The organism is Mycoplasmopsis synoviae ATCC 25204 (assembly GCF_000969765.1).
GTDB lineage: Bacteria > Bacillota_I > Bacilli_A > Mycoplasmatales > Metamycoplasmataceae > Mycoplasmopsis > Mycoplasmopsis synoviae.
This window is the reverse complement of the sequence record NZ_CP011096.1, coordinates 739,365-764,044: the sequence shown is the minus strand read 5'-3', so window position 1 is coordinate 764,044 and position 24,680 is coordinate 739,365. Positions and strand designations below refer to the sequence as shown.

At 28.8% G+C, this 24,680-nt stretch carries 16 protein-coding genes; 12 read left to right on the top strand and 4 right to left on the bottom strand.

Going from position 1 to position 24,680, the window contains the following annotated elements:
• Positions 1-11: 11 nt before the first annotated feature.
• The 6 genes from ftsH (at position 12) to VY93_RS03335 (ending at position 14,912) form a co-directional block, all read left to right on the top strand.
• Positions 12-2,006 carry an ATP-dependent zinc metalloprotease FtsH gene (ftsH, locus tag VY93_RS03360; protein WP_020003133.1) on the top strand — a complete coding sequence of 665 codons (1,995 nt, stop codon included), beginning with the start codon at positions 12-14 and terminating at the stop codon, positions 2,004-2,006.
• Between the two features lie 90 nt (positions 2,007-2,096).
• Positions 2,097-9,977: an ABC transporter permease gene (locus VY93_RS03355; protein WP_020003132.1), complete on the top strand. Its 7,881-nt coding sequence runs from the start codon at positions 2,097-2,099 to the stop codon at positions 9,975-9,977.
• A complete protein-coding gene (locus VY93_RS03350; RefSeq protein ID WP_020003131.1) occupies positions 9,977-11,122 on the top strand; it encodes an ABC transporter ATP-binding protein in 1,146 nt (381 codons plus the stop codon). Before VY93_RS03355 ends, VY93_RS03350 begins: the two co-directional genes overlap by 1 nt.
• Position 11,123: 1 nt before the next feature.
• A complete protein-coding gene (gene lysS, locus VY93_RS03345) occupies positions 11,124-12,599 on the top strand; it encodes a lysine--tRNA ligase (RefSeq protein WP_020003130.1) in 1,476 nt (491 codons plus the stop codon).
• Positions 12,600-12,723: 124 nt separating this feature from the next.
• Complete coding sequence (gene metK / locus VY93_RS03340) at positions 12,724-13,872, top strand: methionine adenosyltransferase (RefSeq protein WP_020003129.1); 1,149 nt, start codon at positions 12,724-12,726, stop codon at positions 13,870-13,872.
• Positions 13,872-14,912, top strand: a complete 1,041-nt coding sequence (locus tag VY93_RS03335; RefSeq protein WP_020003128.1) for a hypothetical protein — start codon at positions 13,872-13,874, stop codon at positions 14,910-14,912. The genes metK and VY93_RS03335 overlap by 1 nt, the downstream gene beginning before the upstream one ends.
• Positions 14,913-14,961: 49 nt before the next feature.
• Here the strand turns inward: VY93_RS03335 and rplT are convergent, their stop codons facing one another.
• Genes rplT through infC form a run of 3 tightly spaced genes read right to left on the bottom strand, consistent with a single transcriptional unit; the run spans position 14,962 to position 16,047 of the window.
• Positions 14,962-15,312 (bottom strand): 50S ribosomal protein L20, encoded by a 351-nt coding sequence (gene rplT, locus VY93_RS03330; protein ID WP_011283744.1) that lies wholly within the window; start codon positions 15,310-15,312, stop codon positions 14,962-14,964.
• 19 nt (positions 15,313-15,331) lie between these two features.
• Entirely contained in the window at positions 15,332-15,520 is a 189-nt protein-coding gene (gene rpmI / locus VY93_RS03325) for a 50S ribosomal protein L35 (protein WP_011283743.1), read from the bottom strand.
• Positions 15,520-16,047 carry a translation initiation factor IF-3 gene (gene infC, locus VY93_RS03320; RefSeq protein ID WP_232953707.1) on the bottom strand — a complete coding sequence of 176 codons (528 nt, stop codon included), beginning with the start codon at positions 16,045-16,047 and terminating at the stop codon, positions 15,520-15,522. Before infC ends, rpmI begins: the two co-directional genes overlap by 1 nt.
• Before the next feature lie 308 nt (positions 16,048-16,355).
• Here infC and VY93_RS03315 point away from each other — a divergent pair, with 308 nt between their 5' ends.
• Both VY93_RS03315 and VY93_RS03310 read left to right on the top strand, forming a co-directional pair.
• Positions 16,356-17,438: a M20/M25/M40 family metallo-hydrolase gene (locus VY93_RS03315; protein ID WP_020003126.1), complete on the top strand. Its 1,083-nt coding sequence runs from the start codon at positions 16,356-16,358 to the stop codon at positions 17,436-17,438.
• Positions 17,439-17,446: 8 nt separating this feature from the next.
• Positions 17,447-17,692, top strand: coding sequence for a YneF family protein (locus VY93_RS03310; protein ID WP_011283740.1), 246 nt, complete (start codon positions 17,447-17,449; stop codon positions 17,690-17,692).
• Positions 17,693-17,994: 302 nt separating this feature from the next.
• Here the strand turns inward: VY93_RS03310 and tig are convergent, their stop codons facing one another.
• Positions 17,995-19,383 carry a trigger factor gene (gene tig / locus VY93_RS03305; protein ID WP_020003125.1) on the bottom strand — a complete coding sequence of 463 codons (1,389 nt, stop codon included), beginning with the start codon at positions 19,381-19,383 and terminating at the stop codon, positions 17,995-17,997.
• Between the two features lie 143 nt (positions 19,384-19,526).
• On the opposite strand from tig, the gene VY93_RS03300 reads away from it, so the two are divergent.
• From VY93_RS03300 to yidC, 4 genes are all read left to right on the top strand, one after another.
• Positions 19,527-21,992: an MIP family Ig-specific serine endopeptidase gene (locus VY93_RS03300; RefSeq protein WP_020003124.1), complete on the top strand. Its 2,466-nt coding sequence runs from the start codon at positions 19,527-19,529 to the stop codon at positions 21,990-21,992.
• A gap of 215 nt (positions 21,993-22,207) precedes the next feature.
• Positions 22,208-22,354 carry a 50S ribosomal protein L34 gene (rpmH, locus tag VY93_RS03295; protein WP_011283737.1) on the top strand — a complete coding sequence of 49 codons (147 nt, stop codon included), beginning with the start codon at positions 22,208-22,210 and terminating at the stop codon, positions 22,352-22,354.
• Between the two features lie 13 nt (positions 22,355-22,367).
• Positions 22,368-22,706, top strand: coding sequence for a ribonuclease P protein component (gene rnpA / locus VY93_RS03290; RefSeq protein ID WP_020003123.1), 339 nt, complete (start codon positions 22,368-22,370; stop codon positions 22,704-22,706).
• Entirely contained in the window at positions 22,690-24,648 is a 1,959-nt protein-coding gene (gene yidC / locus VY93_RS03285; protein ID WP_020003122.1) for a membrane protein insertase YidC, read from the top strand. The genes rnpA and yidC overlap by 17 nt, the downstream gene beginning before the upstream one ends.
• The last annotated feature ends 32 nt before the right edge of the window (positions 24,649-24,680 follow it).

The following is a 24,680-nucleotide window of genomic DNA, read 5'->3' as shown; positions in this document are numbered from 1 at the left end:
AGTATAGAAAAATGAAACAAAATATCAAAAGAAATTGAATTTGAATTCTAATTGTAATGATAGTTATTGGTATCATTTTGTACTTTTCAATTAGAAATTTATTTTCAGCAAAAGTTGCAGAATGATCAATCTCTGAATTGCTTAATAATATAGAACGTGCAAAAGAAAATACAACTGATGCACTTTATTTTAAAGAGATTACAGTAAATCCATTTACTAATTCAATTACTGGAGTATTCAATAATACAGATAATACTTCAACATCATTTGTAACATATACAAATTTAGATTTATTAAGACTTTCAGGAGTTGCTTCAGATCAAGGAGTAATTTCAAAAATATTTACTCCTGAAGTATTTCTAACAGCTAATAATGTTAGTGGGTCATTAAAATCAGTTGCTACTCCACAACCTAATCCATTCCTTGGAATACTTATATCATCAGTACCTGTACTTATTCTTATTTTTGTTATGGTCTGAATATATAGATCACAAGCAAAAATGATGAACGGTCAAGGTGGAGCTTTTGGTGGCGATAAAGGAACTGCTCAAATTATTAAATCTGACAAAAAATTCACTGACATTTCCGGAAACAAAGAACCAATTGAAGAAATTTCAGAAGTAGTTGACTATTTAAAAAATCCTGGTAAATATCAACAATCAGGAGCTAGAATGCCTCATGGTATTTTACTCGGAGGGCCTCCAGGAACTGGAAAAACTCTTCTTGCAAAAGCTACAGCTGGTGAAGCTAACGTTCCATTTTACTTTGTATCTGCATCAAGCTTTGTTGAGCTTTTTGTTGGTATGGGAGCAAAAAGAGTTCGTCAAGTAATTTCAGAAGCTAGAAAAAATTCTCCTGCAATAATTTTTATCGATGAGCTAGATGCTATCGGTAGAACAAGAGGAAGTGGTATCGGTGGTGGACACGATGAAAGAGAACAAACTCTTAACCAACTTCTTGTTGAAATGGACGGAATGAAAGAAAATTCAGGTCTATTATTTATTGCTGCAACCAATAGAACAGACGTATTAGATCCTGCGCTAATTCGTCCTGGACGTTTCGATAGAATAATTACCGTTGGTCTTCCTGACGTTAAAGAAAGAGAAGAAATTCTAAAGCTACACGCTAAAGGAAAACGCTTTGAAAGCAATGTAGATTTTGCAAACATTGCAAAAAGAACACCTGGTTTTTCAGGAGCTCAACTTGAAAACGTAATTAATGAAGCGGTGCTGCTTTCTATTAGAGAAGATACAAAAGTTATTAACTTATATCAAATTGATGAAGCCATTGATCGTGTAATGAGCGGTCCTGCTAAAAAATCAAGAACTATAACCAAAGAAGAACTCACAATGGTAGCCTACCATGAAGCTGGGCATGCCGTTGTTGGGATTAAAGTTCCAGGTGGAAATAAAGTTCAAAAAATAACTATAATTCCGCGTGGAAATGCTGGTGGATATAACTTAATGATGCCTGAAAATGAAAAATACAACTACTCTAAAGATGATTTATATGCAACTATAGCTAGCTTTATGGGTGGAAGAGCTGCTGAAGAAATAATCTATGGAGATAATAAAATCTCAACTGGTGCAGCTGATGATATTAAAAAGGCAACAAGCATCGCTAGAAGAATGGTTACTCAATTTGGAATGAGTGATTTAGGTCCAATTGAATACCAAAGCGATGAAGGAAGTCCATTTTTAGGAAAAACATTAGCCTCAAATTCTTCTTTATCAAATCAAGTTAATCATGAAATTGAACTTGAAATTCGAAAAATAATTTTTACTGCCAAAGAACAAGCTACAAAAATAATTAAACAAAATATTGAACTTTTAGAATTAATTAAGGAATCTTTACTTAAAAAAGAAACCATAGTTGGTGAGGAAATTGAATATATTGCAAAACATATGAAACTTCCGCCAGAAAAAACAGAAGAAAAAGATTTATCAAAAAATAGTGAAGATAACAATCTAGATTCACTAATTGAAAAAACATCTAAAAAAGAATAATTTAATAGCATTCATATTTGTTTCTAATTATCTTAATTTGTATATTTAAAATAATTAGATTTGCTAATTATTTTATTTTCCAAGGATATAATGTGAAATTTATTTAAAGAAACATTTTTATCGTTATTTAAAAACAAAATAACAATTATAGGTCTTACAATTTTGGTATTTCTATCAACTGCTGTTTTTGTTTTATTAAATGACGCTTCAAGTTCTATTAAAAAAGAATATAGCCGTTATACTAAGCAGTCAAAACTTCATGATATAACAGTGGATTTAAATATCCCTAATTCAGGAAGTGCTTATAATGATGGATACTACATAAATTCACTTGATAGAAACCTTGGAGGAAGTTTTTATGATCGCCCAATTCACTATATAAAAAGCGATTATAAAACAACTTCTAATATTTTAGACATTAACAATATTAAAGATGAATACATTAATTTATCTAGTTTTGTTGATGATTCAAATTATGTTAATAAATATCTTGCAAAAGATGATTTCCTTCGTTTTTATAATATCTATGATCCAAATTCAACAAGCGCGCTAAAGCTTCAGCTGAATTTTAATCAACCACAAAAAACTTTTACGCTGCCTGAAGATTATTCTTTCCAGGTTTATAACAAAGTAAATAACGCTTACCAAGTTGATTTTAATAATTTTGTCATTAATTTAAATGATGAAATTCACTTTGACAAAACTTATAAACTAAGCGATATTGCTACCATTACTTTTGATAATTCAAAAGCTATAGTTAGTCAGCTTTCTACTTTATTTATAAATGTAGTTAGTAAGCAAGCAACTTTTGATATCTTAAAAGGTCGCCAATGAGTTGAAGAAAAAAGCGGTTATAGAGTTACTATGAATGATTTAGTTAAGTTTTTAAAACTAACTAAAACTTCACAAAATAGCTTCATCTATAACCTTAATCTAGCTAACGCTAGCAACGTTTATTCTAATTTAAATTCATCTTCAGAAACTAATGATATTTTTAATGCTGCCTTGAAAGACACTTTCACATTTAATTTACTATCTTCAAAAAGACTAGATTTCAAAAACCCAACTAGCATTATTTTTAGGAAAACAACTAGCTATAAAGTTCCTAATGTAATTGCTGCTCAAAGGGAAAACATTGAGTATTTCGAAAGAAAGCACTACACTACCACATATGATAAAGATAACGCCGATAAATGACTTGGCTCATATAAAATCGTTATTGATAATTTAAAAGACCAAAACAATGGCGAAATTCCAAAAGAATTTAGCGACTTTTCATATTGATATAAAAACGTTTCAGTTTATTTTATTCGTTATGACAATAATGGTCGCCTTGACGAACAAAATAAAGAAAAAGTATTAGACTTTAACTCATTTGTTTCTTTAGATGAAGTTAAAAACACAAAGCTTTCAATAGGCCCACTGGATGACCAATATCCTAATACTTTCCTTTATAACTATTTATTAAAAGAACCTCAAACTATTGAGCAAATTGAAAAATTTTCAAATATAACAACTCAGCAGTATAACAACTTAATTAATCCTGATATTTTAAGCAATACATTTAACTACATTAAAAACCAAGCTAAAAAAGTTACTCAAAATTCAATAGTAAAATACGTTGAAAATAAATTTGGTAAAGACAATTTAGGATTAAGACAAACAGTTACCGTTGAATCTGTTGATAATTCAGGAAATAAATCTGTATTTAACTTTATTAATTTAGGAAACGCTAATAACGAAATTAACGGTGTTAAATTAAATGTTGATAAACCATTTTACGAAAGCCAAGATTCTACTGCGCTTTCTACATTAAACAACCAAGACTTAGCTAGTTATTTTAAAACTAGAGAATTAGATCCTTACGTTGTTCAAACTCTTTTATTAAATGCTAAACATAACTTTTCAAGTGACAGGGATTATATAATTCCTGAATTTGATTATTGAAATGTAACCTATACTAAAAACACATCAAATACAGTTGAAAATTTAAGCAATGTTAAAATTTACAAACTTGCTAACTTTATAGGTGATAATCCTAAACCAAATTCCGAATATAACAAATTTAATGGATATGGAATATTTTCATATGGTGATGATTTTGTTTTAGTAAAAGCAGTCTATGATGATGATGGCAAAATAACTCACTGAGTTAATGCTGACGTTGTTCCTTCATTTAACGATATTGTTAGAGGTGGTGATATTGAAAGATTTTTCAGACAACGTAACTTAACACTAGAGCTACAATATATCAACCCTAATGGATGAGTTAAAGTCGATAATTTATTTAGTAACATCGTTTATCTTCCATTTTACTTTAGAGCGCCAAAGCCTGATTTAATCGCAGAAGCGCTAAACAATAATTCCATTGAAAAAGGAATGCAAGAAATACAAAAAGCTCTGCTTAATACTGACCTATATAAAAAAGGCTTTATTACTACAAACGAGATTTTTGTTTTAATTGCATCAGCTACCAAAGTTGCAAACGATAATAGCTTTGCAAAGATTTATGCTGAAGGAAATATTAACTTAAATATTGTTCCTAAAATGGTTTATCAGTTAATTTATGAACTTTCTCATAATCCAACTGGTGAATATGTAAGCAAGATTCTAACTAGCTTTTTAACAACTGCAAAACAATACGTTAATACCAAAGAAGGTCTTACGAAAGAAATTAAAAATCTATCAAGTATTTTTTCTATCTTTGGATTTAACGAAATACTTCAATTTTTATCTCTTGATGCGCTAACTAAAATTATTGAAAATCCATCAAAAGTTATTAATGGGCTTCTTCAAATAGTATCTTCAATTGACTTTAGAAACTTTGCAGATAAAATCAAAGAGTTTTTAGATACCGAATACGATAAAGTTACAACTATAAATGAAATTGACTACACTAGAAAATTCTCATTATATGAAATAGGGACTTGACTATTAGAATCAATTGATCAAAAAAGATTTAAAGATGGAGTTAATACCATCATTGATTCAATTAATCCAAGCGGAATAATTGAATACGTAAAACAAATCTTTGGTCCTATTTTAGGTAATTCTTTTGGTGAGCTTTTAAATAAACTAGACGCTTTCAAAAATACAGATACACAATATAAAAATTTAACAACTGGAATTAAAGAACTTGTTTCACTGCTTGACTTTAATATTTTAAGAAGCAGCCTTGCGGAAGCTACTGAAATTCACACTTTCCAAATTGAAAATTCTTTAATTGATCCAATTACTAAAAAACCATTTACCAAAATCGAAAACTTCACTGCTGGAGTTATAAATAACGCAGACGTTGTTAAGTCTCTTTTAAGAGCCTTATTTTCAGTGCCAGGAAGTGATAAAACATTTAAAGATATAATAATTAAAATGCTGAATATTTCTTCAAAAGGTCAAGTTATTCAAATATCAAATGATCAAAGCTTAATTATTCCAGCCGATGATCCAGATAAGCTAGGGCTTTTTGACTTAATAAATTTACTTGGAAATTCACAGCAATCATTTAGTGAAAGCAAAGTTGAAGAAAAAAATAGCTTTACTTATGGAAGTGATTTATTTAGCAACATCATTACCTTTTTAATTCTTCATGAAAAAGATTCAGTATTAAACTTTAGAAACTTAAATAACACTGAAAAATTCATAGCTGCTAATGTCTTTAGATGAGATTCGAAATCAAGAGTAACTCAAAAAGATATCGCTGCTGAAATTCAAAAGTGAGCTAAAATAGTTAAGCTTTTTGAATATAGACCAAACGCAAATAGATACAGCAAAGAATTAAGTTTATCTAACCTTGCAACTTATAGCCTTAACTTTACATCTACTAATAACAATAATTTATTCTGACAAACTACAAGCAATTTAATTCGTCAGTTAGTTCCTATCGCTGAGCCTACCAAATTTAATTACGTTAAAGATGGATATCAAAGCATGATTCTTTGATGAGATATTTTATTCTCAGATGAAAAAATCTCATATCAAAGAAAATTAGATTTTGCCAAGGATTTATTAAAACTAGCAAATGAACCAAGTGTTATTGATAGCTTTAATTCATTTGATCTATTCCAGCCTTCTGCTGAAAATATAATTCAATATGAAAAAACCAACTTTGGTGTTTCTAGATCGATTGCAAATCCTGAAAGAATGCGTGAGCTATTCTTTACAAAATCAGGAAGTAGATACACAAATATTTATCTACAAAAACTTGCAGATAAATATCCAGAGTTTCGTGAATTTATTGAAAACAATGAGCTTTTAATAACTCAAGAGTTTTCATATTTAGCATCATCTGATATGTATGTTCGTCAAGGCGACGATAGTAATTTAGATAACCAAGTGCCTTTAAAATATAAAGGACTTAGATCTAATCTTGCAGATAACTTTTTAAATGGTATTGCATCAAATAATTTAATTAGAGACAATCTTGATGTTATTCAATATATTTTAAAAGTGGGATATAGCAATAACATTGGCGGAATTAATCCAGTATTTCTATCACTGCTTGGAATTTCTAATATATTAATCGATCCAGTTCTTAGATATAGCAATCCTCAATATTTAATTTGAGCTTTAGCTGATACTTCATCTGTTAATTTAAACCAAGATTCAGTTATATCAAATTTAGCCTACTTTATCCAAAATAAATTAGTTAACTTTTATAACCTAATAAATGGAAATTCTAATACTTTAAATGTTTTATTAAATAACTTATTCAAAGACTATCCATCAATTAACCCAATTAACGAATACGATAGCTATCAAACAATTGCAATTGACAATGACTTCTTTGAAAAGCTTAAAGAAAAAACAGATGCAGATTTAGAAAATAATTTATTTTTAGGAATAAACTTTACCGACTTTTTACTTAATGTTATTAACTCAATAACATCTTTAAACGCGGCTAATAACGTTTTAGTATTTAACCAAAATTCATCATACGTTGCCAAAGCTAACTACGCATGACTTCAACAAAATAATAAAAAAATCTACAGCGGTGAAATTCCAGACAATCCAATTAAAATGCTGGCGCTTCTTAACTCTTTACCAGAAGATAACATTTTAAATGTTAACGGTGTTAAATTTATAATCATTGGTCAAGAAATAACTGCTGATTATTTATATCCAGTTATTGACGAAGAAAACCTTCAAGTAGATACAAAATCACAAGGAATAATCTACGTTAACCAAAATGGTTTCGATAGAATCCGTAACTCATATAGAAATAATGTTGTTAAAGAATATGTAGTTGCTAAAATTCCAGGTGAAACCACCGATGAACAAAAAAGTGAAATTAGAAACAACATCGAAAACTACGTTCAAGAAACTATCGACGATAGCGCTAAAATTAAAAGAACTTATCTAACAAACGAGCTTGACGGAATTAACCCTGAAAGATCATTAAGAGTTAGAATAATTGACTCAATTATTTCTTCTATTAATAAGTCACTAATAGCTCTAACTGGAATACTAATATTCTTTGTTACTGTTTCAGTTATCTTCATTATTAAAAGATATATATTCAATAAAAATAAAGTTATAGGAATACTTATTTCTCAAGGATATTCACCATGAGAAATAGTATTTTCAATGACTACATTTTCTATCTTTATAATTTTCTTTGGTGGAATACTTGGATATGTAGTTGGATTTACTAGCCAGGCGGCCGTAATTCATGTTATTAAAAACTACTGGACGCTTCCGATAGTTACGCTTAACTTTTCATGAGTATCGCTTCTTGTTACTTTAATGATTCCATTTTTAGCTATAACTGTTTTAATTTATTCAATTACTATTTCGTCACTAAGATTTAAATCAATTGATTTAATGTCTGGAGTTTATGAAGTTAAACTTGGTAGAGTTCAAAGAATATTTAGCAGCTTATTTAAAAGCAAAAAAATAACTACTAAATTTAGTGCGTCGCTAATCTTTAATAGTTTCTGAAAATTATTTTCATTTGGTACATCAATATTTTTAACATCGATAGTTACTATCTTTGCTTTTACGGCAACCACGGTATTTGACAAAGCCATAAACGAAACTTATAAAAATCGTTTATATAACTATAAATACGATTTAAAAACACCAACCGTTGAATCTAATGCTTATAAAACATTTAACGGTTCAACATTAGATAATCAGCTTTATGTTCCGCTAGGACATAGTAGTGAAATTAATTCATATGCAGGCGATTACTTCCGTCCAGGATTTTCTAATTCAATTAATACTAACTTTGCAAATGGTAATCCAGAATATAACGATCCGCACGTATTAACTCAATTCTCACTTAATATAAGAATTAATGGTGGAGTTAGCGTTGATCCATTTAATTTAATTTTTAACTCTCTTCCAGATTCGCAGAAAAACAAAATAATAGTAACTAGAAATATAATCGGAAAAGAGCTCGAAAAAACTCAAGATAATCTAGTTTACAATTCAAATAATGAAATCGATATAAGCAAGACTTCTAAAATTAATAAAGTAGGATTTTTCGGTTACATTCCAGATAATTTAGTAATTCAAAATGGAAAGTTTTGATACTTCCAATATAACGATGCTAAAAATGAATATGAAAGAGTTCAAATAACCACCGGAGCATATAGAAACGAATATAGACAGTTTTTAATAAACGGTTATAAAAAACTATATGAAGATCCTAAAAAAACTCAAGACTTTTTAATTTCATTTGGTGGAATTTATTTAGATAATAGATTCGATGAAACCTATACTTACGCGCAAGCGATATTTAATGATAATTCAATAAATTTATATGGATATCGTCCTGATTCTAAACAAATTCAAGTTTATGACAACAACGTAAATATTCTTAAAAAAATAAACGATGAATTTGATGCAAATCCAGATTTAAACAAACCAATTCCTTTAATTATTAATGAAGTTGCTAGATATAAATACCTACTTCAAAGAAACCAAATTATTACTTTAAAAATTGAAAATACAACTGATAGATTTAAGGAAAAATTTGACAAAGAAATAAATTCAAATAGAGAGCTAAGTGATAATACTTATAAATTCAAAATAGTTGATATTTCTAAAACATATATCAACACCGAATTTATAATTCCTCATCAAGCTGCGAATTTAATTACGAAATTAGATAAGCTAAACTTTGGTGAAGACACCGGGCCATTCAATGGAATTCTTTCTAAAAATGAAATTCCTAGTCTACTACTTTCATCGGCATCACTATATTCATATAGTAACTTCTGAGGAGTGGTTGCGGCAATTGATACCAACTCAATGAGTAGAATTGATAAAGTTGCTTTATTTAATTCTCTATTTGGATCAAAATTAACCAATCCAAATGACTTTACTGAAGGTGTATTAAAGACAAATGGTTATAGTGATTTTGAAATAGCTAAATTTATTAACCCTAACTTTAACCAAAATGATAGAAATGCAATTTATGATAACTATCATCAAACGATAAATAATCCAGATGGTGCAATAAATAAATTCCTAGCAGCCTATAACGATATGCCTTATGTAATAGTTGCATCTAATTTAGACGCTAAAAACATAGAACTTTCATTTACAACTATAACAGCTAATACTGTTAAAGTTATAATAACTTTCGTATCGATAATATTCTTTATAACATCGATAGTAATATTAATTATTTTCTCAACAATATTAATTAATGAAAACACTAAAAACATTGCAATTTGAAGTATTTTAGGATACTCAAATAAAGAAAAAGTAAAAATGTTTTTCGGAATATTTATTCCATTTATATTAGTAGCTTTCCTTCTGGCTATTCCGCTTGCGATTGCTATTATGCAAATCTTTAGTATAACGCTAACTTACGTTGCCCCGATTGCTATTCCTTCAATGATAAATGCAGTTAATATTTTTGCAACTCTTGGAGTAGTACTAGGAGTATTTAGCATAACTTCGGTTATACTGTGAATAAATATGAATAAAATTAAAGCAGTTGATTTACTAAAAGGAAAATAATGATTTTTAACTTCAAAAAAAATAATAAAAAACCAGATCCCGAAATTAAAGATAAAGACAAAGAAAAAAATAAGGAACAAGATCAAGCTAAAACCAAAGAAAAAGATAAAACCCAAAAGCTTGAAAAAGAAAAAAAGATTGTCTTAAAATCTAAACCAAAAAAAGAACCAAAACCTAAAAGAGCTCCTCGTATATCATTAAAAGAAAAAAACCAAAGAAAATTTAACGATGATTTAGAAGAGCAAAACGTTGAGGTTTTAAATAAAAAAGAGCTTGGCGTAAAAGTAACTAAGAAAAATATCTTTGAGCTTCTTGACAAAGACGGCGGAAAAAATAAAGTTTTAGTCGATGCTAAAATTGCCAAAATTCTAAAAAAAGCCAGTAGCAAAAAAAGAGCTAAAGACGAGCAAAAAGCTTTAACAAATTCTAAAGATGCAATTATAGAAGTTAGAAATGTTTCTAAATACTATCTTTTAGGAAATGTTGTAACTCGGGTTTTAAAAGATATTTCAGTTACTATTAATAAAGGTGAATTCGTCTTAATTTACGGTAAATCAGGTGGCGGAAAATCAACATTGCTTAACTTAATTTCAGGACTTGATCGTCCTAATAATGGTCATATAATAGTATGCGATACTAACCTTCCATACTATAGCGATTCGCAGCTAACATACTTTAGAAGAAAGCACGTTAGCTTTATCTTCCAAAACTATAACCTTTTAAATAATTTAAATGGTTATGATAATGTTTTAACAGGAGCTTATCTTCAAAAAGATAAATCAAAAAAATTAGACATTGATGAGTTATTTAAAGAATTTGATCTTTTAGATATAAAAGATAAATATCCATCACAAATGTCAGGAGGTCAGCAGCAAAGAGTTTCAATTTTAAGAGCGCTAGCTAAAAACGCTGAAATTATCTTTGCCGATGAGCCTACCGGAGCTCTTGACGAAAAAACTTCGCAAATAGTTTTATCTTATTTAGTTGATATCAACCAAAAGCTAAAAACTACCATTGTAATGGTTACCCACGATCCTAAAGCTATTGAAATTGCAAATAAAGTCATAACAGTATCAAAAGGAAAAATTGAAAGTGTTAAAATAAATAAAAGTCCAAAACATCCAAAAGAAATATATCTGCATTAAAATGAGCATTAAATTAACAGAACAAGAACAAATTAGATTATCTAAATTAGATACATATAAAAAATTAAATATCAATCCATTTGAAAAAATTGAAAAGAATTTAAACTACGTATATTCAAAAGATTTAAAAGAAAAATATTCTAGCTATTCTAAAGAAGAGCTAGAAAGCATGGATCTTTATTTTGATTTATATGGAAGAATAACTTCACAAAGAGGACCTTTTATTGTTATAAAAGACTACTTTGATAAAATCCAACTTTATTTCAATAAAAAAGAACACCTATATTTAGCAGAGTTAGTTAGCAACTTAGATTTAGGTGACATTATTCATGCACATGGAAAGCTATCAAAGACTAATACCGGAGAACTTGTTGTTAAAATAAAAACTTTAAAACTTTTAACAAAAGCGCTAAAACCTCTTCCTGATAAATTCCACGGTCTTAGTGACATTGAAGAAATATATCGTCATAGATATTTAGATTTAATATCAAATGAACATTCAATGGAAGTATTTAAAAAACGTAGCAAAATAATTTCTTTAATAAGAAGGTATTTTGATTCGAATATGTATCTTGAAGTTGAAACCCCATTTTTAAGTAACTATATTTCAGGAGCAGCCGCTAAACCTTTTAAAACTTTTCATAACGCTTTAAGCCAAGAATTTACTTTAAGAATAGCGACTGAAATTCCTCTTAAAAAACTTTTAATTGGAGGAATTGATAGAGTTTATGAAATGGGAAGAATCTTTAGAAACGAAGGAATAGATACAACCCATAATCCAGAATTTACTACTATAGAATTCTATGAAGCTTATTCTAATTTAGAAAAAATGATGCAACGCACTGAAGAGCTTTTTAAATTAATCGCCAAAGAATTAAATTTAAAAACTCTCCAAAATAAAGGCGAGGAAATAAATCTAGAAGAGCCATTTAAAAGAGTAAATATGATCGATGAAGTTTCTAAAGCAACTGGAGTTGATTTTAGAAACGTAACACTAGAAAAAGCGCTTGAGCTAGCAAAAGAACACGGTGTAAAACTTAAAAAATATTACACCGTAGGACATATCTCTAATGAGCTTTTTGAAAAACTAATTGAAAAAACTTTAGTTCAACCAACTTTTGTAATGGGGCATCCTATCGAAATTTCTCCTCTAACATACGAAGCTAGTGATCCTAGATATGTTGAAAGAGCAGAGTTATTTATCAACGGTAAAGAATATGCAAATATGTATACCGAGCTTAGCAACCCAATTGAACAGCTTAAAAGATTTGAAGATCAATTAAATGAAAAAGCACAAGGTAACGATGAATCTAGTGACATTGATTGAGACTTTATAGAAGCTCTAAAATACGGAATGCCTCCAGCAGGAGGATGTGGTATTGGAATTGATCGTCTGGTAATGCTTTTTACTGAAAAAGAATCAATTCGTGACGTTTTATTTTTCCCTACACTTAAAAACAAAAAAAGTCAAGGCTAACTACCTTGCTTTTTTATATAATAATTAAACCACAACATAACCACAACGCAATAAACCACAAATGAAAAACCACAAACAAACCACAAAACCACAACAAAATTTAAAAAATCTTTAAGGACAATTTATGAAAAAACTCTTCACTAGTGAATCAGTTGGTAGAGGACATCCTGATAAAATTTGTGATCAAATTTCAGATGCAATTTTAGATGCATATTTAACATGAGATCCTCATTCTAAAGTAGCAGTTGAAACCATGGTAAGTGGAAATAATGTCTTCATCGCCGGAGAAGTTAAATCTAAAGTAACTGTGGACGTGATTGAAATTGCTAAAAACGTTTTACGTAACATTGGTTATTATTCAAATAACACTTCATTTATAACAGATATAAAATCGCAATCAGAAAATATCGCTATGGGAGTTAATCTTCAAGATAGCGATGATCTAGGAGCTGGTGACCAAGGATTTATGTTTGGTTACGCAACTAATGAAACCAGCCAGTATATGCCACTGGGAATTACTTTATGTAATAAGATCGTAAGCCGCGCTGGAATGCTAATTAAAAATCAAGAATTCAAAGACGCTAAAGAGGATATGAAAACTCAAGTAACTCTTGATTATAGTGATCCACAAAACGTTAAAGTTGACAGTATTATATTTAGCTGTCATCACAATGAAAAATATAACGAAACAAAATTCAAAAACTACATTAAAACTCAAATTCTAAAGCCAGTTTTAGATGAATTTAATTTAGAACTTCCTGAAAGAATTTTAATTAATCCAACTGGTAAATTTGTAATCGGTGGACCATTTTCAGATACAGGTTTAACAGGTAGAAAAATAATAGTAGATACCTACGGAGGATCAGCTCGTCATGGTGGAGGAGCTTTCTCTGGAAAAGATGCAACCAAACTTGATCGTTCAGGAGCATACATGGCTCGTTGAATTGCCAAAAATTTAGTTGCAGCTAATATCGCAGATAAAATTGAAGTTCAAATTGCTTATTCAATTGGAGTAGCTAAGCCAGTATCGGTAATGGTTAATACATTTGGGGAAAATAAAGTTCCAGAAGATGTAGTGCTTGACGCAATACTAAATAACTTTGAATTAACTCCAAAAGGAATTATTAAAAGTTTAAATTTAAACAAACCAATTTATCAAAAATCATCAGTGTATGGACACTTTGGTAGAGAAGATTTTCAATTTACTTGAGAGTCACTTGATAAAGTAGAAGCAATTAGAGAATTTGTAATTTCAAAAGGATTTAATATTTAATGAAAAAAATAAAATTTAGTTTTAAAGATTTAAATACAAATTACTTTTTTCTAAAATGCTTAATGCTTGTTTCTGTTCACTTTTTATATTTAGCAGATTGAATTTGAAATGGTGTTGGAATTGAACACTTTACAACAATTTGTACTTACTTTTTTGGTTTGATTTTAGCGCATTTATTTTTATTTGTTTTTTATAGAAATAAAAAAAATAAGGAGTTAAAATTTGATAAATTTTGAAATTCAAAACAAAAGAAATCAACGCTTTTATTTTTAGTATTTTTTGTATTTGTATTTTTAATTTTTTCAAGACTAAATTTAATTTGATCAGATCCAGATACATTTCCTTATTCAAATAGTTTTCATAGAACTTTATATAACTTTTGAGCTATTTTTTGAGATGGAATTTTAGTATTTAATTCATTTATAGTAATAGCTTCAGTTTTATTTTTAACACTGCTTAGCGATTATGTATTTAAATTAATTTATTACACAAAACCAAAATACAACGCAGTTGAAAAATCTAAAGCTAAACTTAAAAACTTTGCAGTTATTTATCTTGGTGTTGTTACAAGTTTATGAATTCAAATTGCAATGCTGTTAAAGCATATTTACTATAAAGAAACAGCAACCTTAGCGCAAATTGTTAATCCTGTATTTTTATTAATTTTATTAGTTGGATTTGCATTATTTGTTTTTGTTTATTTTAATGTTAATTTAAATAATTTAAAAATAACTAAAGATGAAAAAAGTCAAATATTTAAATTTAGTAAAAATTTATATTATTGATTTTTATTAATTGTTTTAGCATGATTTTTTATCAGCTGAATTCCTTATACTTATTATTTTTTGGTAACAAATTACCAAGTAATAAGAGGATTTAAAGAACGTAATTCAATTGACATTAATCCTAGCAGTTGAAATTTTGTGCATATGAGTTATTTAGCCTTTAATTCAATGCTAATTATCATGCCTTCTAGTTTGCTATTAACATGTGCGTTTAGCTTTTTATCTAGAAAACATTGAAGCTATAAACTAAAATAAAAAAAGAAAAACCATATCGCATTGATGTGGTTTTTAATTTTTAAAATTATTATTTTCCTTGAACAAGTTTAACTAACTTTTCAAAAGTTTGTGGTTGATTGATTGCAAGTTCTGAAAGCATTTTTCTGTTAATTAAAACTTCAGCTTTTTTAAGACCATTAATAAATTGTGAATAACTTAATCCATGTGGTCTAACCGCTGCATTAATACGAGCGATTCATAATTTTCTAAAGTTTCTTTTTACTTGCTTACGGTCTCTAAAAGCGTAAGTTCAAGATTTAACAACTGCTTGTTTTGCAACTTTGTAACCAACTGATTTGTGACCGAAATATCCTTTAGCAAGTTTTATTCATTTTTTTCTTCTTGCTCTGGTAACGGTTCCGCCTTTTACTCTAGCCATATTTTAAATCTCCTTACCCTTATAACATAAACTTAAATCTCTTGAAGTCACTTCTTTTCATAAATGAAGCTTTACGAGATTGTCTTTTTTGTTTTTTAGTTTTATTTTGCGCAAGATGAGATCTAAATGCTTGTTCACGTTTAATTTTTCCAGTTGCTGTAACTTTAACACGCTTTTTTAAAGCGCTTTTAGTTTTCATTTTTGGCATTATTTGTCCTTATTTTGTAAATCTTTATCTTTGTCTTTTTCTTTTAAGTCTTTTAGATATTTTGCTATTTTTTGTTTATTAGGTAGCAGGTTTATATTTAAAAAACGCTCACTAGGATTTTTAACATCTAGCGATGAATCACAAATATCTACAAGAGTTTGATAAAACTTATCTAAGGTCTCAAATCCTAATTCTTTACGTGCAATTTCACGGCCTCTTAACTTTAAAGAAACTTTAATACGATCACCTTTAAGAAGGTATTCTCTTGCTTTTTTACTTTTGGTTTCTAAGTCAGCTTTACCAATAAAAGGAGTTAGTCTAATTTCTTTATTTTGAACATTAGATTGTTTTTCTTTTTTCTCTTTTTGGTTCTTTTTAGAAATGTATTTAAATTTTCCATAATCTAAAATTCTAACCACAGGTGTTGGATCGGTTGCAATTAAAACTAAATCTTTTCCTTGCTCTTTGGCAATTTGAAGAATTTTATCTTTTTGATATAAACCTAATTTTTCACCTTCTTCAGAAATAACAAAAACTTCTCTATATGGAATGTTGGCATTTAAGATATGCTTTGGTTGAGGTTTTTTTGAATTGTGTTGAATAGTATCTCCTAGATAAAAAACAAAGTGGTTATTACCACTTCTTGCATAAAATATATCTTTAGTGAAAATAAGAAGATATATTTAATTGTAGCAAAACCCAAGGCTACTGGCCATCAGGTGAGAAGTGATTCTACTTTCTGCAATTAAATATTGCTTTATTATTTTACCAAATTTTATTATTGTAAAATGCATTATTTATATTAACTGTTATATAATATAAATCAACATATAATATGAAAAAAGAATTTAAAAATAGATTAAAAGAATTTTTAGAAATTTCAGCAATGTCTCGTTATGAAGAACCAGTTGTTGATGAACTAAAAAAAACTTTAAATAAATTAGACTTTAGTCTTTCAAGAGATAATTTCGGATCTTTAATTGCCTATAAAAAAGCCAAAAGCGCAAAAGCGCCAAAAGTAATGATTGCCGCTCACATGGATGAGGTTGGTTTTCTAGTTAGATCAATTGATTCTAAAGGTCAGCTACTACTATCTCCTGTTGGAGGAATTTGACCAACTACAGTTGTAGGAACTAAAGCGGTATTAATCACTAGTGAAAATAAAAAATATAATGGTGTATTTGGTCACACTAGCATTCACATCATGGAAAGAGAAAAAGTTACCAAAGCTCTAACCAACAAAGAGCTTTACGCAGACTTTGGTTTCTCTAGCGATAAGGAAGCTTTAGAGCATGGCGTTCAAGTTGGTGATAGAGTTGCAATGACCGGTGAAAGTGTTGAGCTTTTCAACGATGATTTAGTGGCTGGTAAAGCAATGGATAATAGAGCTGGAGTTGCGGTTTTAGAACAAGTTGCAAAAGAAGTTTCTGATTTAAAACTAGATGTTAATTTATATTTAGTTTGAACTGTTCAAGAAGAAGTAGGAACCAGAGGAGCTATAACTAGCACCTCGCTAGTAGATCCTGATATTGCAATCGCGCTTGATACTACTTCATCACATGATACAATTAATACAATTCCAGGAACAACATCATTAGGCAAAGGTGCAGCTCTTAGAGTTTTTGATAATGGCATGATGGCCGATCCAAAACTGATAAGTTTTTTACTAAAAGTTGCCAAGAAACATAAAGTTAAAGCTTATAAATTTGTTTCAATGGGCGGAGGAACTGACGCTTCTTCAATGCAATATGCAAAAGGAGGAGCAGCAACAACTACGCTATCTCTTCCACAGAGATATTTACATAGCCCAATTGGAATTTGTTCGGTTTCAGATTTACTTGAAACAAAAAAATTACTTGTTAATTTTGTAAAAGAATTAACAACACAAAAATACGAAAAAGAAATTAAATATAGTTAGGAGAATTTATGGTTGAAATGCAAACTTATGCATTTGTTCTGATGATGATTTTTGTTGTAATAGGAGTTGGTTTTGCAGTAGCTATTGTTACATTTATTTATGTTAAAAAGTTATTTGAAAAACAAATGAGAGAAAATCCACCTATTTCAGAAAAAATGATTAAAGTAATGTTTGAACAAATGGGTCGTCCAGCGTCACAGAAACAAATCAAACAAGTTATGAATTCAATGAAAGCTGCGAAAGATTCAAAATAACAAAACGCAAATTTTAATTGAAAATAAAATATAAATAATGGACATGTTAATGTGTTCATTTTTTATTTTTTAATTACTTTTTATTAATTTATAAAAAGAAAAAATCCCAAAACCAAAAAATGGCTTTGAGATTTGTTTATAAAATGTACATGTAATTTTATTAAACTAAGGAAAAAATAAAATTCAAAAATATTTTTAGAATTTTTTAAATATTAAAAAGTTAAAAGTTATAAATTTAATATAGTTAAATATTTTTTAAAAGCAAAGTCGCGGCATTTCTGCCGCGTAGCGCCTTATGAATTTTATTTTTCTTCTTTATTCTCTACTTTTTCCTCAGCTGGTTCTTGAGTTTGTTTTTCTTGCATGCTTTGAATTTCTTTGTCAAGCTTTTTAAGTTCTTCTACAAGATAAACTTTGTAATCGTTTCAAGCTTTAAGTTCTTTAGTTCTTGAAGTTTTTTCAAGAAGTCCTTCTAAAACTGCTAATTGATCTAATAAGTCATTTGAAGGTGATGTAAATTTAAGAGCATCAAATACTTCTTGATATTGTTTTTTTTCTTCTTCTGTGAATTCTTTTTTGAATTCTTTTAATAATTCTTGGTAAATGTAGCTTAATTTATATTCGTTAACTGCTGAAGTTTTAAGTTCTACTTGAATATCTTCTTCAGTAGCTTTAATTACTTTAAGATATTCTTTTCTTTTTACTTTATATTGTTTTAGTTGGTCGTTAAATTGTTTATCTAATTGAGCAATTTTTTCTTTTAAAAGTAAATCAGAAATATGGAATTTAACGCTTTGAGATAATTCTTTAACAAGTTCATCAAGGAAATCTCTTTGGCTTTGAATAAATCTAGAAACAACTAAATCTTTTTTAACAAAAACTTTGTATTGTCCTAAGTATTCTTCAGATCCTAAAGGTGAATCTTTAAATTCTTTGCTATCTAATTTTAGTGAGTTAACTCTTCTAACTTCTTTTAAATTAATTTCAAAAGTAGCTTCTTTATCTCTATAGTTTTTAACGTAATATGTTGAAGGAAAAGTTGCTTTAATTTCACCTTTTCATCCAGCTTTTTTTCCAAGAAGTTGTTCTTCAAAACCAGCTATAAATTGCGCTGATCCTAAAACTAGTGAATAATCTTCAGCTTCTCCACCTTCAAAAGCTTCGCCATCAATGTAACCTTTAAAGTCAAAAAGAACTTCATCACCTTTTTTGGCTTCGTCTTCAACTTTAACTCTACTTCTACCTTCATTTAATCTAGTTTCAATAGATTCTAAAACGTCTTTATCAGTTACTTTTTCTAATTTTAATTCTGTTTTAGCTGACTTAACATCTAAATCACTAACGGTTGGAACTTTGGCAAATTTATAATCAAATGTAAGTCCGTTTTCTTTTTCTTTTAAATCAATTGTATAAGCAAAAGTAACTGGTTCTTTTCTTTCCATTAATTGTTTATAAACTTCATTTAAATTTTCTTTTGAAAGATTTTGTAAAACTCTATCAAGTAAATCTTTTGAATTTAATCTAGCTCTTAGCACTTCTTTAGGAGCTTTACCAGCTCTATATCCATTGACTTTAATTTTTTTAAGAGCTTCTGTTTCAAGCTTTTGATATTCTTTATCAACTTGTTCTTTTGAAGCAAATAAAGAAACTACAAGTTCTGTTTCTGTATTTGTAAATTTAAAATCTGACATTATTTTTTCCTTAATTCAAGCTTAATGTAAAAATTAATTATGGTAATAATTATTAATTTATATTTTACATTAATTTTTTTATAACTTTGTTAATGAAAATTTATTTAATTTGTAAAATAAAATAAAATTAAATTAGGTAATTTATGAAAAAAACAAAAATTAAACTAATTCCATTAATTGCAAGTCTAAGCTTAATTCCTACAATTGCAATTTCATGTGGAGCTGCAGCAAAAAGCGAACCTGTTAAAGAAGATGAAAACAAACAGTCGCAACAACCTCAACCAAAGCAACCAATTGAAAATGGTCCTCAAAGCGTGGGAGATATTCAAACCATGCTTACTAATGTAACCTTTGCAAAATCACTAACAGAAAACACTGTTTTTACAGAACTTCAAAAATCACTATCACAGCTTGACCCTCAAGCGAAAAGCGAAAAACTTACAAAATTTACAAGCGTATTAAACGAAGTTAAAGAATTAATCAAAGATCTTGATTTAGTAGAATTATCAGCTAGAAGTTATACACAAGATGATTTAACAAATCGCGAGCTAGTTGTTACTAAATTAAAGTATCCAAGTTTAGATCCAAAACTTAAAGAATTAAGATCAGCTCTTAATGATTTACTTTCAGATTTAATTGGATTTAGCGAGCAAATCCCAGGTTATTTAAACCTTACAGAAAACTTAAATCAAAAAGTTTTTAATGCACTTAAAAACGATACTTTAAATAATTTAAAAGACACCACTCAAGCAAGCGCTGTCAATATTAGCCAAAGCACAATAGATAATATTTTAAATAAATACATTGAAGAAAAAGCTAAGGCTCAGCAGTGATTTACAAAGATGAATCTTCCTAAAGAATTGCAAATTAAATATTTCAATTTAGCTTTAGGAAATACCAAAGCAGAGCTTGACAAAGAAATCGCAAAAAATATTCAATTCCAAAACGCCTTCACTCCAAGTGTGGAAGCAACTCAGCCTTCTAGCTTATTTGCTTCAGAAACAAATGTAGTTTCAAATGAAGCTAGCCCTAATCCTCCAATGATTAGCCTTGAGGATTTTCAAAGATTAATTTCACAGTCAAGATCTTCAATAGATATTGCCGCAAATACTTATCCAAAATACACAAATAAATTTTGAACTCTAAAATCAGAAATTCTTTATAAAGAAATCTATGATAGAACATTTTCTTTAGCTTATGGATTTAATGAATATGATCCAAAAGCAGAAAATGGAGGAAATAAAGATTGAGTAGGAACTCTAGGAGGAACTGCTTGACTTCTTGATTATCATAAAAATACTCAAAATCCAAATAAATATAAATTATTTTTAGCAACTAATTTACACGTTATAGGATATTTATCAAATACCTTAACCGAAGAGCAAGATAAACATTTAAATTACTTTGATCCAACTGGATTTAAAGCTAATGGAATAGCTCTTGGAAAACAAGTTCAAACTCCTAGTTTTGCTGCCGTGGCTAATAACACCAGAAACAACCAAAATCCAATTTATTATGGGAACATGGCTGGTTTTAGCACAGTAATTAAGCAAACTGGAAGTTATAAAAATTTAGATTCAGTTATATCAAATGCTAAGCTTATTTTTGCTGCAGTAGATTTTGTAAAAAGAAGCAACGTTGAAAGATATCAAGAAAGTCTGCTAAAAGCCTTTGACCATGATAGTAAAAATTCTTTTGAAGCAAAAAATACTAGCATCCAAAAAGATAGAAACGTATTTGATGCAAAAGTTGAATATCAAAAACAACAAAACTTTGTTCCATTTTACCAGGACTTTGGAGTTTTTGCAGTCGATGTTGATTTAACAAATGCTGATGCAACTTTTAAATCATGAATCACAAATGCAACTGCGGCAGTTGATAAACAAGTATCAAGAAAATATACTAATTTATCACCTAATAATTTAGATCTTTTAAGCCCTACTCCTAGCATGGATTATGTTTCAGCATCAAAATATTTAAGCGATGATAAAAGCACTTTTAAATGAAAAGAATTAATTCTGCCTAACGCTAAAAATCTTTATATTGCCGGATACCCTGCAGATCAAAGTAAAGCGCAATGAATGAAAAATAATCCAACTGAAAGATCTTCAAGAGAGCTAACTTCAGCGCAAAATTCTTCGCTGAAAAATAATAATTTATTTTCTCTACAAAATGGAACTTGAACATCAAGAACCATTAACGATGCAAGTAACTCTCCATCACTATATAAAGACTTATGACATAGATACTTTGCTCAAGACTATGGATATAATCTAGATGTTAACTTTTCATCGCTATACTTTGGAGCTTCTGGATCTATGGTTTTAGATGAATTTGGTCAAACTGTAGGGATTTATAATTTAGTTTCACAAAATGCCACTTTTGGAGATCTACTAAAACCTGCTAAATTCACTCAGCTAACATTGACTAATCCAGTTTTAGATGAAGGCGGAAAATTATTAATGCCAGCTTATAATCTTCTTGATGGTAGCGATCAAGCTAAATTCCCAGAGCAAACCAGATCATTCCGTCAAAACTTAAGGTATTTATATCAAAATGGCTTCGAAGATGGTGATAACAAAACCGCGCTATTCCCTGATGGATTTTAATAATAATTAATTTGAAAAATACAGATTTTATTAAGTTTGTATTTTTTTATTATTTGGCTAAAATTATTATAATAATAAAAAATCTTAAACAAGTTTTTCTATTAAATTTTAAAGTTTTAAGCTTTAAAAATTTTTGACACGAAAAATGGAAATATTTTATATAATGAATATTACTATGCTAATTATTTGCATCGCTTAAATTTAAGAGGAGAATCATGAGTAAACGTACTTATCAACCAAATAAACGTAAACACGTTAAAGTTCACGGTTTTAGAAGTAGAATGTCTACTAAAAACGGAAGAAAAATTTTAGCTGCAAGACGTGCAAAAGGTAGAAAAAGATTAACAGTTTCAGATAAATAATCTTTCTTAAAAAATGAAAAAACAATATCGACTTCGAAAAAATTGAGAATTCGATTTAGTTCTTAAAAATAAAAAATTTATCGCTAATAAATATGTAATTGTCTACTATAAAAAAGCAAGCGTTTTCAAAGTAGGAATTACAGTTCCTAAAAAATTTGCCAATTCAGTTGGAAGAAATTATCACAAACGCCAAATGAAAGCTATCGTGCATAAAATGAATTTGTATAACTATCCATATGAGATGGTAATAATTATTAGAAAAAATTTTATTAACTGCAATTTTTTAACAAAAGTTATCGAAATTGAAAAAATATTTACCCAATTTAAACAACAGAATGAAAAGATCAAATAATTTTAACTACTTTACAGCTGAAAAAGACCCAACTGTTCAAAGAAAAAATACATTAAAAAAAGTTTTTAAGTGATTAAAAATTCTTTTTTATACTTTCTTCTTTGGTCTTACACTTACAGGGTGTATTCAAAACTTTGTTGTTACATCATCAAATACCGTAGGAAATGGAATTGAATTTTACAACAGCAAAAAAGATGTTGTTCCTAGAGTTAATACACTAGACGCTAAAGAAACAACAACATCATATGTCGATGCAAACGGAGAAACTCAAAGCTTTACAACAAAAGAACTTAAAGGTAATGCTTTAGATGCAGTTCTTTTAAATAATAGAAGCGTTTTAGAAAAACTAAGAGAACAATCACAAAAAAACGGTGGTAATTTTGGAGAATACAACAGCTTAACTTCTTCATTTTATCTAAACGTTAGCGAAGAAGGATTTAGCAATCCTGATGCAAAAATCTTTGTAAACAATGGAAAATATTTATTTGCAACTAACGGAAATAAAACCTATGAGTTTGTAAATGAAATTAAACCAATTTACGTTTTAGCACCACTAAATAATAATGTCGTTGCTCAAATTAGTAAAGTTACTGAAACTACAACAGATGAAAATGGTACTCAAAGTGTAAAAGATAAACTCTACACCGACGAGCAAAGCCAAGAGAAAAGATTTGGAATTAAATACGTATCAGGACTAGCTAGAATTAATGACTATTCAAGCGATGCTTACGTTGCTAAGCCAACACTAAAATACTCTCGTGATGTTTTACAACTTTACTATAACTATGAATTTGGTCCTTCTTCAGAGTTTTACAAACAACTAGGAAGCGATGTTTCAAAATTTTTAAAATCAAAAATTGATTCAATTCAAGATAAAACAATAGTAGGAACTGGAAATAATTCACCACTATTTTATTTAACACCAAAACAATATTCTTTAGTTAACTACTATAGCAATAGAATGAAGGTTATTTTAAGTAACCTTGGTTGGTATAAAAAAGAAACTGTAGAAAACGTTGCAATTGATTTTTCATCATCTAAAAACTTTTTAGTTGACGATGCATTAAAATACAATGCCGATAGCAATATATTAGACACTAGAACCGATGAAAAAGAATTACTTGGTTCTGGTGGAACTGTTCAAAACCCAGTTACTGACTGAGGACAATCATGACAATATGGACCATTTTACGGTTTAATTGTTTATCCATTTTCAGCGCTAATTAATGCCATAACTAATTCGCTTCCAAGCCTTGATGGATGATCATCAATTATTGCGATATTAGTTTTAGTTCTTCTAACTAGATTATTTAGTTTATTTATTACTTTTAAAGCTACAATAGTTCAATCAGCACAAGAAGATTTAAGAGTCAAAAAAGCTGCAATAGAAAACAAATATAAAGGTTTTGAAAACAACAAGCAAATGAAAATGCGTAAGCAAAAAGAAATTGCTGACCTTTATAAGAAAAACAATATTAATGTTTTAGATGGGTTCTTGCCGCAACTTGTTGCTATGCCAATTTTCTTTGCTATGTGACGGGCAATTCAAGCAGTGCCTTCAATTAAAGCTACAACTTGACTTGGAATTAACTTCGGTGCTACTTCATGAAGAGAAGTAATCGCTGGAAACTTTATTTATCTATGAATAATAATTGTAGTTGTAATTATTCAATTTACATCTCAGCTCATTCCACATTGATTAAATAAAAAACGTCTTAAAGAAAGAACTACAGTTGCTGAAGTTCAAGCACTTAAAAAATCAGAAAGATACCAAACTATATTTATTATTGTTTTCACATTTATGGCGATAATATTTACAGCTGGTGTGCAAGTGTATTGACTATTTACCGGAATCTGACAAACATTCCAAGTAATAGGACTACATAAACTTAGAAAAACTCAGTGATTTAAAAATAAATACTCACGTAAAAAACCAGCATAAATCTGCATGTGCAGATTTTTGTTATTTAAAAG